At 75.0% G+C, this 11,664-nt stretch carries 13 protein-coding genes; 5 read left to right on the top strand and 8 right to left on the bottom strand.

Going from position 1 to position 11,664, the window contains the following annotated elements:
- The 3 genes from AC069R_RS29095 (at position 1) to hypA (ending at position 765) form a co-directional block, all read left to right on the top strand.
- Positions 1-207: a hypothetical protein gene (locus AC069R_RS29095; protein ID WP_478769750.1), complete on the top strand. Its 207-nt coding sequence runs from the start codon at positions 1-3 to the stop codon at positions 205-207.
- Between the two features lie 74 nt (positions 208-281).
- On the top strand, positions 282-416 hold the full coding sequence (locus AC069R_RS29090; protein ID WP_478769749.1) for a hypothetical protein: 135 nt from the start codon (positions 282-284) through the stop codon (positions 414-416).
- A 7-nt stretch (positions 417-423) separates the two neighbouring features.
- Positions 424-765 carry a hydrogenase maturation nickel metallochaperone HypA gene (gene hypA, locus AC069R_RS29085; protein ID WP_478769748.1) on the top strand — a complete coding sequence of 114 codons (342 nt, stop codon included), beginning with the start codon at positions 424-426 and terminating at the stop codon, positions 763-765.
- 72 nt (positions 766-837) lie between these two features.
- Here the strand turns inward: hypA and hypE are convergent, their stop codons facing one another.
- The 7 genes from hypE to AC069R_RS29050 all read right to left on the bottom strand — a co-directional run bounded on the left by hypE (position 838) and on the right by AC069R_RS29050 (position 8,867).
- Positions 838-1,935, bottom strand: a complete 1,098-nt coding sequence (gene hypE / locus AC069R_RS29080; RefSeq protein ID WP_478769747.1) for a hydrogenase expression/formation protein HypE — start codon at positions 1,933-1,935, stop codon at positions 838-840.
- On the bottom strand, positions 1,928-3,070 hold the full coding sequence (hypD, locus tag AC069R_RS29075) for a hydrogenase formation protein HypD (RefSeq protein ID WP_478769746.1): 1,143 nt from the start codon (positions 3,068-3,070) through the stop codon (positions 1,928-1,930). The genes hypE and hypD overlap by 8 nt, the downstream gene beginning before the upstream one ends.
- Entirely contained in the window at positions 3,067-3,372 is a 306-nt protein-coding gene (locus AC069R_RS29070; protein ID WP_478769745.1) for a HypC/HybG/HupF family hydrogenase formation chaperone, read from the bottom strand. The genes hypD and AC069R_RS29070 overlap by 4 nt, the downstream gene beginning before the upstream one ends.
- Positions 3,373-3,375: 3 nt before the next feature.
- Positions 3,376-5,709 (bottom strand): carbamoyltransferase HypF, encoded by a 2,334-nt coding sequence (gene hypF, locus AC069R_RS29065; protein WP_478769744.1) that lies wholly within the window; start codon positions 5,707-5,709, stop codon positions 3,376-3,378.
- The gene (gene hypB, locus AC069R_RS29060) at positions 5,706-6,437 is read right to left on the bottom strand and encodes a hydrogenase nickel incorporation protein HypB (protein ID WP_478769743.1); all 732 of its coding nucleotides are present in this window, start codon (positions 6,435-6,437) and stop codon (positions 5,706-5,708) included. The genes hypF and hypB overlap by 4 nt, the downstream gene beginning before the upstream one ends.
- 64 nt (positions 6,438-6,501) lie before the next feature.
- Positions 6,502-7,083, bottom strand: coding sequence for a hydrogenase maturation protease (locus AC069R_RS29055; RefSeq protein WP_478769742.1), 582 nt, complete (start codon positions 7,081-7,083; stop codon positions 6,502-6,504).
- Positions 7,080-8,867: a hydrogenase maturation protein gene (locus AC069R_RS29050; protein WP_478769741.1), complete on the bottom strand. Its 1,788-nt coding sequence runs from the start codon at positions 8,865-8,867 to the stop codon at positions 7,080-7,082. The genes AC069R_RS29055 and AC069R_RS29050 overlap by 4 nt, the downstream gene beginning before the upstream one ends.
- A 245-nt stretch (positions 8,868-9,112) precedes the next feature.
- Between AC069R_RS29050 and AC069R_RS29045 the strand changes: the two genes are divergently transcribed.
- The gene (locus tag AC069R_RS29045) at positions 9,113-9,607 is read left to right on the top strand and encodes a DUF1360 domain-containing protein (RefSeq protein ID WP_478769740.1); all 495 of its coding nucleotides are present in this window, start codon (positions 9,113-9,115) and stop codon (positions 9,605-9,607) included.
- 70 nt (positions 9,608-9,677) lie between these two features.
- On the opposite strand, the gene AC069R_RS29040 is transcribed toward AC069R_RS29045, so the two are convergent.
- Positions 9,678-10,415, bottom strand: coding sequence for an MgtC/SapB family protein (locus AC069R_RS29040; protein WP_478769739.1), 738 nt, complete (start codon positions 10,413-10,415; stop codon positions 9,678-9,680).
- A 159-nt stretch (positions 10,416-10,574) separates the two neighbouring features.
- Here AC069R_RS29040 and AC069R_RS29035 point away from each other — a divergent pair, with 159 nt between their 5' ends.
- Positions 10,575-11,045, top strand: coding sequence for a DUF2267 domain-containing protein (locus AC069R_RS29035; RefSeq protein ID WP_478769738.1), 471 nt, complete (start codon positions 10,575-10,577; stop codon positions 11,043-11,045).
- The last annotated feature ends 619 nt before the right edge of the window (positions 11,046-11,664 follow it).

Below are 11,664 nucleotides of genomic sequence, written 5' to 3'. Positions count from 1 at the left end.
ATGGGCACCATCCGAGTGGGCCGAGCCCAGGCGAAGCCCGACACCCCGAGCCATGTGCCCGGACTGCACCAGGGCAACAAGGGCCCGTACCAGGAGCAGACCGGACACCACCGGGACGGCAGCTCCGACGCGCGCCGCTCCACCGGTATCCACTGGAAGCGGCATGACGCTCTAAGCGAGAGCATGCCGAACATCTCGCCCGGATGAGAGAACGGAAATTGACCGCCATGACCGATTGCAGAAGCAGAAGGCGCACGCGGGCGGGGATGTCAGGACGGCAGGTGCTGCTGCTCCAGGCCGCGCTGGTGGGCGGCGTGCTCACCGCCCTTGTGATCAAGGAATTCCCGGGCATCGTTCGGGAGTTGCGGATCTTCCGGATGACCGGCGGGCCGGGCGCGAACCGGCGCTACCCCTGAGGCGGCCGTGCACGAACTGTCGATCGCGACGGCGATCGTGGAAGAGGCCGAGGAGATCGCCCGCGCGGACGGTGCGGACCGGGTGTCCGCGGTGACCGTCCGGGTCGGCGAACTGTCCGGGGTGGTGCCCGACGCGCTGGACTTCGCCTTCGAGGTGGCCCGCGACGGTACGGCGCTCGCGGGCGCCCGGCTCGTGGTGGAGCCGGTGCCCGCGCTGGCGTGGTGCGGCGGGTGCGCCGAGGAGTTCGCGGTGGGCATACCGCCGTTCTTCTGGTGCCCGCGCTGCGACCGCCCCTCCCAGGAGCTGCGCAGCGGACGGGAGCTGGAGATCACGGGAGTCGACACTTAGGGGCTTTCGTTCGGAAGCGGTCCGGCCCCCGCCGGGGACGGCGGGGGCCGGACCTTTCCGAGTGGCTGCCGGTCAGCAGATCCGGGGCAACTGCTCGCCCAGCGGCAGGTCCACGACGCGGGTGCCGCCGAGCCCGGTGGCGACGACGACCATGCCCGGATGGTCCGCCACGCACTGGCCGATCAGCGCCGCGCCGGTGCCCTGCGGGTGGGCGTGCATCGCGGCGAGCACCGCCTCGGCGTGCTCGGGCGGTACGAAGGCGACGAGCCGGCCCTCGTTGGCGACGTACAGCGGGTCCAGGCCCAGGAAGCCGCAGGCGTTGGCGACCTCCTCCGGGACCGGGATGGCCCGGTCGCGCAGCAGCACCCCGGTGCCGGAGGCGCGGGCGATCTCGTTCAGGGAGGCGCCGAGCCCGCCGCGGGTGGGGTCGCGCAGGACGTGCAGGTCCTTGGTGACCGCCAGCATGGCCGCGACCAGACCGGCCAGCGGGGCGGTGTCGGAAGTGATCTCCACGCCGAACTCCAGGCCCTCGCGCACGCTCATCACGGCCACGCCGTGCTGCCCGATCGGGCCGCTGACGATCACCGCGTCGCCGGGCCGGGCGCGCTGGGGGCGGATGTCGACGCCGTCCGGGACCAGGCCGACGCCCGCCGTGGTGACGTAGACGCCGTCGCCGTGCCCGGACTCGACCACCTTGGTGTCGCCGGTGATCACGGTGACGTCCGCGGCCCGCGCGGCGGCGCCGATGGCGCGGGCGATCCGCCCGACCACGGCCAGTTCCACGCCCTCCTCCAGGACGAAGGCGGTGGACAGGTGGGCGGGCCGGGCGCCGCTCATGGCGAGGTCGTTGACGGTGCCGTTGACGGCGAGGTCGCCGAGGCTGCCGCCGGGGAAGAACAGGGGCCGTACGACGTAGGAGTCGGTGGAGAAGGCGAGCCGGGCGCCGCCGAGCTCGAACACGGCGGAGTCGGTGAGGGCGGCGAGGGCGGGGTTGCCGTAGGCCGGGGCGAAGACCTGCTCGATCAGCTCGGCGGAGAGGGCACCGCCGCCGCCGTGGCCCATGACGACGACCGGCTGGTCGCGCAGCGGGGCGGGGCAGGCCCAGTTCGCCGGGTCGACGGCCGTGCCGGGGGTGGCGTTCGCGGCGGCGGGGGTGGCGAGGTCAGCCAACGGGGTTCATCTCCTCCCGCGGGATGCGCGATCCCTGCGGTGCCGGGGTGTTCATGCGGCGGTAGAGGTAGTAGGCGGCGCAGGCGCCCTCGCTGGAGACCATGGTGGCGCCGAGCGGGGTGCGCGGGGTGCAGGCGGTGCCGAACGCCTCGCACTCGGTCGGCTTGATCAGGCCCTGGAGGACCTCGCCGGCCCGGCACACGGCCGGTTCCTCGGTGCGGATGCCCGAGACGTCGAAGCGGTGCTCGGCGTCGTAGGCGCGGAAGGCGTCGGTCAGCCGCCAGCCGCTGGCCGGGATGCGGCCGATGCCGCGCCAGTTGCGGTCGGTGACCTCGAAGACCTCCTCCAGCATGCGCAGGGCGGCCGGGTTGCCCTGCTCGCGCACGGCCCGCGGGTAGGCGTTCTCCACCCGGTGCTCGCCGCGCTCCAGTTGGTGCACGGCGCGCCGGATGCCCTCCAGGATGTCCAGGGGTTCGAAGCCGGTGACGACGACGGGGACGCGGTGCTTGTCGGCGAGGTCCGGGTACTCGGCGGTGCCCATCACGCTGCACACGTGCCCGGCGGCGAGGAAGCCCTGCACCCGGCAGCTGGGGGCGGTCATGATCGCCTCGATGGCCGGGGGGACCCGGACGTGGGAGACCAGCAGGCTGAAGTTGGCCACGCCCAGGCGGCGGGCCTGGTGGACGGCCATGGCGTTGGCGGGGGCGGTGGTCTCGAAGCCGATGGCGAAGAACACGACCTGCCGGTCGGGGTTCTTGCGGGCGAGTTCGAGCGCGTCCAGCGGGGAGTACACCACGCGTACGTCGCCGCCCTCGCCCTTGACCCGGAACAGGTCCCGGTCGGTGCCGGGCACCCGCAGCATGTCCCCGAAGGAGCAGAAGATCACCTCGGGGCGGGCGGCGATCTCCAGGGCCTTGTCGATGACCTCCAGCGGGGTGACGCACACCGGGCAGCCGGGGCCGTGGATCAACTCGACCTCCTCCGGGAGGAGTTGGTCGATGCCGTGCCGGATGATGGAGTGGGTCTGGCCGCCGCAGACCTCCATCAGCGCCCAGGGGCGGGTGACGGTGGCGCGGATCTCGTCCAGCAGCCGGCGCGCCCGCTCGGGGTCGTTGAACTCCTCGATGTACTTCACCGGACCTCGCTCTCGTTCTCCAGACAGGCGTTCTCCTGGCGGGCCGCCTGTTCCCACGCGTCGCCGAACTCCTCTTCAAGGAGCCCGAGTTGGTCGAACAGCTCCAGGGAGGCACGGGCCGACTCCTCGTCGAGGCGCTGGAGCGCGAAGCCGACGTGCACGATCACGTACTCGCCGACCCGCACATCGGGCAGGTACTCCAGGCAGGCCTGTTTACGGACGCCGCCGAAGTCGATCAGGCCGGTGAGGGGGTCGGCCTGGTGGTCGATGGACACGACCTTGCCGGGCACTGCCAGACACATGGCTCACTCCGTCTCGTGGTGGGGTGCGGTGGCCGCGACCATCAGCTGGCCGAGCGCCAACCCGCCGTCGTTCGGGGGGACTTCGCCGTGCCGCAGGACCGTGAAGCCCTCGGCGCGCAGCAGCGCGGCGCACTTCTCCTCCAGCAGGGCGTTGGCGAACACCCCGCCGGTGAGGGCGACCGTGCCGAGACCGGTCGCGCCGCGGGCCCGGCGGCAGATCTCGGTGACGGCGCGGGCCACGCCCCGGTGGAAGCGGGCGGCGAGGACCGGGGCCGGGGTGCGGCGGCGCCGGTCGGCGAGCAGCGCGCGCAGCATCGGCGCGGGGTCGCAGGCGAGGGTGGCACCGCCGGTGAGCCCGAAGGGGTACGCCACCGCGTCCGCGTCCCGTGCGCCGAGGGCCGCGGCCTCCAGCTCCAGCGCGGCCTGCGCCTCGTACCCGGCGCGGTGGCACACGCCCGCGAGGGAGGCCACGGCGTCGAAGAGGCGGCCCATGCTGGAGGTGGGCACGCAGGCCACCTGACGGTCCAACTGCTGGCGCAGCAGGGCGAGTTCGGACGGGGAGCAGGCCGTGACGCTGGGCAGGTCCGCCGCCCAGGGCAGGCCCGCGGCCCACAGCCGGGCCAGGGCCAGCCGGCAGGGGTTGGCCACGCCCGCGTCGCCGCCGGGCAGCGGGGCGGGGGTCAGGTGGGCGAAGCGGCGGTAGCCGGTGTAGTCGGCGAGCAGGATCTCGCCGCCCCACACGGTGCCGTCGTCGCCGTATCCGGTGCCGTCGAAGGCGACGCCGATGACCGGGGTGGTGCCGTCGAGGCCGTGTTCGGCCATGGCGGAGGCGATGTGCGCGTGGTGGTGCTGGACCAGCCGCAGCGGGAGCCGGGCGCCCGCGCGTCTGCGGGCCCAGCCGGTGGAGTGGTAGCCGGGGTGCCGGTCGGCGGCGATCAGCCGGGGGGTGACGTGGGTCAGCCGGGTCAGGTGCCGCTCGGCCCGCCGGGCGGCGTCCAGGGTGGCCAGGTCGCCCATGTCGCCGATGTGCGGACCGAACCAGGCGAGGTCGCCCTCGCCGAGGCAGGGCACGTTCTTCAGGTCGCCGCCGATCGCGAGCGCGGGCCGTACTGGGACCGGCAGCCGCAGGGGGCGCGGGACGTAGCCGCGCGAGCGGCGCAGCACCTGTTCGGTGCCGTCGGGGCGGACCCGCAGCAGGGAGTCGTCGCAGGGCCCGGCGATGGGCCGGTCGTGGGCGAGCCAGGCGTCGGCGAGCCCCGCGAGCCGGGTGAGGGCCTCGGTGTCGTCGGTGACGATGGGTTCGCCGGAGCGGTTGCCGCTGGTCATGACCAGCACGCGGGGCCCTGGCGGGTCGCCGGGCAGCCCGAACAGCAGGGTGTGCACGGGGGTGTAGGGCAGCATGATCCCGAGGTGCGGGCTGCCCGGACAGACCTGCGCGGCCAGGTCCCCTGCGGGGGTGCGGCGGCGGACCAGCACGATGGGGCGGCGGGGCCCGGTCAGCGCGGCGCGCTCGGCGGGGGTCAGGTCCGCGAGGCCCTCGGCGGCCGCGAGGTCGGCGCACATCACGGCGAACGCCTTGCCGCCGCGCTCCTTGCGCTCGCGCAGCCTGGCGACGGCCTCCGGGTCGGTGGCGTCGCAGGCCAGGTGGTAGCCGCCGAGCCCCTTGACGGCGACGATCCGTCCTGCGGCGAGCAGGTCCCGCGCCGCCGCGAGGGCGTCCGCGTCCCGCGCCGGGCGCACGCCGGGGCGGGTCAGGGTGAGCCGGGGCCCGCAGCGGGGGCAGGCGACGGGCTGGGCGTGGAAGCGCCGGTCGGCGGGGTCGCCGTACTCGCGGGCGCAGTCGGGGCACATCGGGAAGCCGCTCATGGTGGTCGCCGCCCGGTCGTACGGCATGCCGGTGGCGATGGTGAAGCGGGGCCCGCAGTGGGTGCAGGTGACGAAGGGGTGCCGGTGTCTGCGGTCGGCCGGGTCGGCGAGTTCGCGCAGGCAGTCGGCGCAGGTCGCGGTGTCGGGCGGGAGCTGGGCGCGGCCGGCCGCCCGCTCGGTGGAGCGGATCGCGAAGGGTCCGGCGGCGCCCGTGGCGGGCAGGTCCTCGTGGGCGACGCGGGTCACCGTGGCCAGCGGCGGCGGCCGGTGGGCCAGCAGTGCGCAGAACCGGTCCACCTCCGCCGCCGGACCCTCGACCTCGATCAGCACGCCGTCGGCGGTGTTGCCGACGAACCCGGCCAGACCCGTCTCGGCGGCCAGGCGGTGCACGTACGGCCGGAAGCCCACCCCCTGCACGGTGCCGTGCACGGTGAGCCGGCGGCGGACCGGGCCGGTCGCGGGAGCGGTCATGCGATGGGCGCGGACTCGGTGTGGGGGTGGTGGTGTCCGTGCGGATGCGGGGCGAGGGGCGGCCGGTGCGCGGGGGCGCCGTCGCGGGCGGCAAGCGCGTGGTCGAGGAGGGTGCCGACGCCGTCCCCGGTGCGGGCGCAGGACCGTACGATCTCCACGCCCGGATTGACCCGCCGCACATTCGCCCGGAAGGCGCTCTCGTCGAACCCTGCGGCCTCGGCGAGGTCGGTCTTGGTGATGACGACGACATGGGCGGAGCCGAACGCGGTCGGGTACTTCAGCGGCTTGTCCTCGCCCTCGGTGACCGCCATCAGCACGATCCGCAGGGTCTCGCCGAGGTCGTAGGAGGCCGGGCAGACGAGGTTGCCGACGTTCTCCACGAACAGCACCGAGGTGTCCTCGGGCAGCCAGCCGGTGAGCCGTTCGCGTACCTGGCGGGCCTCCAGGTGGCAGAGCCCGTCGGTGAGGACCTGCTGGACGGGCGCGCCGGAGCGGGCGAGCCGGACGGCGTCGTTCTCGGTGGCCAGATCGGCGGTGAGCGCGGCCACGGGCACGCCCCGCGCGACCGCGTCGGCGAGCATCCGCCCGAGGAGTTCGGTCTTGCCGCTCCCCGGACTGGAGAGCAGGTTGACCACGGCCACCCCCCGCCCCGCCAGTTCCTCGCGCAGGCGCGCGGCGAGGTCGTCGTTCTTCGCCAGGACGGCCTGTCGGACGTCGGACCGGCACATGGGCGCTGCTCCTCGGGTCGGGCGGCTGGGCCCCAAAGGCCGCGTTCCGCGCGGCCCCCAGGTGTCACCGATCTTCGGCCGTCGCGGGCGCGTGGGCGGGCAGCGCAGCCGGGTGCGCCGGGCCGTTTTCCATCGAGCGGCCCAATGCGGCGGCCGGTGCGTCCGGGTCGGCCAGCAGCAGCGCGACGAGCCGGTGCAGCGCGGTGACGGCGGGTTCGACGGCGGCGCGCACGGCCGCGCTGAGCCCCGGCAGGATGTCCTCGTCCCCTGCGGGCAGCACCTCGGGCTCACAGGCCAGCACCAGCACGCGGGGCAGCGGCTCCTCGCCCAGGTGGGTGGCCAGGGCCAGGACCTTCGCGGGGTCCATGCCGTGTGCCTCCGGCGGGACGGTGCCGTCGGGGGGTTCGGCCTCGATCAGGGACAGCGTGCCGGGCCGCTGCCCGCGCCGGGCGGCGTCCACGAGGACGGCGGTCCGGCACCCGCCGAGCAGGTCGTAGGCGAGGTCCAGGCCGCGGATGCCGTAGTCCCGCACCCGCGCCCCGGCGGGCAGGGGTCGCTGTTCGAGGGCGCGGATCACCTCGGGTCCGAAGGCGTCGTCGGCGAGGAAGATGTTGCCGACACCGGCGACGAGGAGGGGGGCGGTCATCGGGCGGCTCCCGCTTCGGCGCCGCCGGTTCGACCGATGCCGCCAGATCGGCCGGTGCCGCCAGATCGGCCGGTGAGCGGGCGGGTCGGGTCGGGTGGTGCGGTCAGTGGCCGGGATGAGCCCGCCGGGGACTTGCGGACGAAGGCCGACCGCAGGGCGTGGTACGGCGCCTGCGGGTCGAAGAACAGGGCGTGCATCCGGGTCAGTTCGGCCCGCCGGTACTCCGCGAGGGGCCGGTGCCGTTCGTCGGCGGCGCGGGCGGACGCCTTCGCGGCGATACGGCGGTCCAGGCCGGGGTCGGCGGCGAGGGTGGCCGCGAGCCGCAGCACCGCCGGGGTGAACTCGCCGGGCGCGGCCGGTACGAGCCGGTCCACCAGGCCGAGCCGTTCGGCGCGCGCGGCGCTCACCGGCAGCGCCTCCTCGGTCAGCCGCCGGGCCTCGTCCGGGCCGACCCGGCGGGGCAGGGTGTACGTCCAGAACTCGGAGCCGTACAGGCCCATGCGCCGGTAGTGCGGGTTGAGGACCGTGCCGGTGCGGCACCACACCTGGTCGGCGGCGAGGGCGAGCATGGCGCCGCCCGCGGCCGCGTTGCCGGCGAGCGCGGCCACCACCAGCCGGTCGGTGGTCCGCAGCACCGCCTCCACCAGGTCGTCCATGGCGTGGAGGTTGATCCAGGACTCCCGGCCGGGGTCCGGGGCGGCCTCGATGACGTTCAGGTGGATGCCGTTGGAGAAGAAGTCGCGCGGCCCGCCGAGCACCAGGACGCGGGTGGGGCGGGTGAGCGCGTGCTCGTAGGCGGCGAGCAGCCGGCGGCACTGGCCGGTGCTCATCGCGCCGCCGGGGAAGGCGAAGCTCAGCAGGCCGATGTCGCCGTGCTGCCGGTAGCGGATGTCGGTGTAGGTGCGCCGGGTCTCGGGCAGCTCCAACGGGGCGGGGATCTCCGGGAGTCCGAGGGCTTCGCGGGCTTCGAGGACATCGGTCGCCGGGCGGCGGAAGGGTGCCGGGTCGCCGGAGTTCCTGCGCGGGCGCAGTTCCGGGATCCAGACCGCGCCGTCCCGCGTGGCCCGGCAGACCGCTCCCGCCCGCCGGGCCAGCAGCTCGCCGGGCCGGCCGCGCAGCTCGTCCTCCGGGTGGCCGCCGTGCAGGAACAGTTCCCGGCCGAGGAGTTCGTCGAGGACTCCGGGCCGGGAGTCGGCGCCGCGCAGCTTGCGCAGCACCGTGTCGGTGTCGTCGTGCGCCCAGTCGATGCGCCGCCGCTCCTGGCGGAAGGGGCCTCGCCAGACGACGTCGATCGAGGGGTCGCTCTGCGGACGGGGCTTGAACGCGCCCTCCGCGTGCCGGTGTACGGCCGTGAGGACGGCGGTGACGGCGGCGTCGGCGACCTCGTTGCGGTACAGGTCGCTCTTGCCGACGGGCGCCACGCGGAACGGCTCGGCCGCCCAGACGGGCCCCGCGTCCATGCCGGCCTCGGCCTGGAGCACGGTCACGCCCCACTCCCCGGACTGCCCGGCGACGGCCCAGTCCAGCGCGGCGGGGCCCCGGTCGCCGGGCGGTCCGGGATGGACGATCAGACAGGTGTGCTCCCGCCATACGTCCTCCGGCAGGGCGGTGGTGAGCATCGGGGCGATGACGAGGTCCGGGCGCGACTCCCGTACGGCGGCCCGCACCGGCTCCTCGCCCTGCGCCGCCAGGACGACGTCCACGCGGTGTCCCCGGTCGGAGAGTTCGGCGTACAGGCGCTGGGAGAGGCTGTTGAACGCGCTGGCCACGAGCAGGATGTCCATGACGCGGCATGCTCACCCCGGCGCCCCGCCCCGCGAAGGACCGCCACGGGGTTTCACCCCCGCCGACGGGTGCCCTTGCGCCATCCGGACCGCGCGGGACGGGCGCCGGGGGCGGGACGGGGACTCAGGGTCCGGGCGGGTACGGGAGACCGGGTCGGCGCGCCGCGGGTCCGTGCCGTGTCGCCCCGCCTCCTCCGGGAACCCGGTCCCTGCTCCCGGCGGAACCGAACGGCTATGGAGGTCCCATGACGACGCAGGTCGCAGCAGGCTACGACGAGCGGGGCGAGGTGCCGCTCGCCGGCTACGCGACCCTCGCCTCCGTGTTCGCGGCGGGCACCGGCGCCTTCTCGCTGCTGGCCCGGCGGCGGGGCGTACGGCTGCCCGAGCGGATGCCGCCGTGGGACGTCGTGCTGCTCGGCACCGCGGCCTACAAGGCGTCCCGGCTGGTGGCCAGGGACAAGGTCACCAGTTTCGTGCGGGCGCCGTTCACCCGGCGGACCGGCGAGGGCGAGGCGAACGAGGTCATGGACGAGCCGCGCGGCCGGGGTGTGCGGCGGGCCGTCGGCGACCTGCTGTCCTGCCCGTTCTGCGTCTCCGCCTGGGCCGCCGGGACGCTGGTGTGCTCGTACGCCGCCGCGCCCCGGCTCACCCGGCTGGCCTGCGGCGGCTTCGGCGCGCTGACCGTGGCGGACTGGCTTCAGTACGCGTGGACGTGGACGCAGCAGACCGCGGAGGACTGAGCGTCATCACGCGGCCGACGACCGGAGGGCCAGGCGTCGTTCCCCGTCGGCCGTCATTCCCCGTCGGCCGTCATTCCTCGTCGGCCGCCGGGGTCAGCTCTATGTCGAGCACGCCCTCGTCCTGGAACAGCTCCGAGGTCAGCCGGGCCGGGTCCTGGGTGCCCTCCAGTTCGAGCAGGACGCGGGCCGCGTCGTCCGTGCGACCGGGCAGCCGTTCGACCTTGACCTGCACGATGCGGAAGCCGAGCCGGGTGCAGGTCTGCATCAGGCGGGGCAGCAGGGCGGAGCCGGTGCGGTAGGTCAGCCGGGCCTCGAAGGCGGCGGCGGTCGTGCCGGGGACCAGCCGGCCGGAGAAGTAGGAGTAGCCGCGCACGACGAGGAAGTGCAGCGCCGTCACCGCCAGCGCGAGCACGGGCAGCCCGCCGCCGCAGGCCATGCCGACGGCACAGGTCAGCCAGACGGTGGCGGCGGTCGTCAGGCCCCGTACCGCGTCCCGTCGTACGAAGATCAGGCCGCCGCCGATGAAGCCGATGCCGGAGACGATCTGGGCCGCGACACGGGAGGGGTCGAAGGAGACGTGCTCCAGGCCCAGCACCGCGGTGAAGCCGTGCTGGGACACCTCCATCATCAGCGCGCTGGCGATGCCGACCAGCGTGTGGGTGCGCAGGCCCGCGCTCTTCTGCTGGGCCGCGCGCTCCCAGCCGATCAGGCTCGACAGCACCAGCGCGAGCCCCAGCTCGGCCAGTTGCCTGGGTCCCTGGCCGTTGTGTATGTCCCACAACGGTGCCGCCAGCCACACTCCCGCCATGCACACCTCGCATGTCTCGCGTTCGATTCGTCCTGCCGCCGGCGCCTACCCCGAGGTGGTCTCCTGACGCTACCGGGACGGCCCCGGCCGCGCCCCTCGGCTTTCGGCCAATGACGTGGGTACCCGGCCGGGGGGAAACGTGAGGAAGGGGACGGACGCATGCGGCACGACGAGATGATCGGGAAGGTGCAGGCGCTCGCCCAGCTGCCCGACCGGGGCTCCGCCGAGCGGGCCGCGCACGCGGTCGTGACGACGCTGTCGGAGCGGCTGCCGTCCGGGCTGGCCCGGCATGTGGCCGCCCAGTTGCCGCCCGACATGGCGGACGCGATGCGGCGGGCGGCGGACGGGGGCGCGGTGTCCCCGCAGGAACGGCAGCCGGGCGCCCCTGGTGCGGGCGGCTCCGGCGCGGCGGGCGAGCGGTTCGGGCTGACCGCCTTCGCCGGGCGCATCGCCGACCGGGCCGGCACCGACGAGGACACCGCGCTGCGGGAGGCCGCCGCCGTAATGGAGGTCCTGGACGCCGCGCTGGCCCCGGAACTGACCGAGCGGATGGCGGGCGCGCTGCCGGCGGACATCCGGGAGCTGCTGCCGGTGGAGCGGGCGAGCGAGGGCACGGAGGGAGAGGGCTGAGCAAGGGCGGCGGTGCGCGGCGTACCGGCGGGTAGGCACCGGTCGCCGATATCGATCCGTGTGCGTGCGCCCACGCAGGGCACACGGAGCAGCGACCGCTCGCCGCCCCGCCCGGAAAGGCGCCCGATGGCCTTCTTCGCCCTCTCCCGGCAGCAGCCCCTGTCCCTGCTCTCCACCACCGGCCTGGTCGCGGCGTACGACCGAGGCGTGGCGGGCGCTGCGGGACGTGCTCGCCGCCGCCGTCGCCCGCCACCGCGCGGGGCCGGCGCCGGAGTGGGTCAGCGACGTCCGGGCCTGACCCGGCGGCGCCGGCGCGCACGGGCGGCGCGGGGCTTCGACGGGCGGGTCACCCATCGGTCCTCGACCTGATCGAGCCCGAACAGCAGCAGACTGAGAACGGGGAGCAGCAGAACCGCGACGGTGATCACTGGAGGTACCCCCTCCTGGCCGACGACACCCCGCGAGTGCCCCGGCGCGACCCGCCCACCGGGGAGAGTTGTGGAGGTCCCGTGACCGCCACCCGCACCAGGGCCGCGTGGCCCACGTCCACTGTCACATCACTCGCCCCCTGTCACATCTCCAGGCGGACGCGCGTCCTCTCCGTGTGGGCGGAGAACAG

The sequence above is a fragment of the Streptomyces sp. NPDC043952 genome (assembly GCF_056435325.1).
Note: the sequence above shows the minus strand (reverse complement) of the source record. Positions and strands in the feature narration are given on the sequence as shown.

What these genes read in the sequence shown, in the direction of transcription:
- AC069R_RS29095 (WP_478769750.1), top strand. Translation starts at nt 1, where the DNA reads ATGGGCACCATCCGAGTGGGCCGAGCCCAGGCGAAGCCCGACACCCCG.
- AC069R_RS29070 (WP_478769745.1), bottom strand. Translation starts at nt 3,372, where the DNA reads ATGTGTCTGGCAGTGCCCGGCAAGGTCGTGTCCATCGACCACCAGGCC.
- hypF (WP_478769744.1), bottom strand. Translation starts at nt 5,709, where the DNA reads ATGACCGCTCCCGCGACCGGCCCGGTCCGCCGCCGGCTCACCGTGCAC.
- hypB (WP_478769743.1), bottom strand. Translation starts at nt 6,437, where the DNA reads ATGTGCCGGTCCGACGTCCGACAGGCCGTCCTGGCGAAGAACGACGAC.
- AC069R_RS29055 (WP_478769742.1), bottom strand. Translation starts at nt 7,083, where the DNA reads ATGACCGCCCCCCTCCTCGTCGCCGGTGTCGGCAACATCTTCCTCGCC.
- AC069R_RS29050 (WP_478769741.1), bottom strand. Translation starts at nt 8,867, where the DNA reads ATGGACATCCTGCTCGTGGCCAGCGCGTTCAACAGCCTCTCCCAGCGC.
- AC069R_RS29045 (WP_478769740.1), top strand. Translation starts at nt 9,113, where the DNA reads ATGACGACGCAGGTCGCAGCAGGCTACGACGAGCGGGGCGAGGTGCCG.
- AC069R_RS29040 (WP_478769739.1), bottom strand. Translation starts at nt 10,415, where the DNA reads ATGGCGGGAGTGTGGCTGGCGGCACCGTTGTGGGACATACACAACGGC.
- AC069R_RS29035 (WP_478769738.1), top strand. Translation starts at nt 10,575, where the DNA reads ATGCGGCACGACGAGATGATCGGGAAGGTGCAGGCGCTCGCCCAGCTG.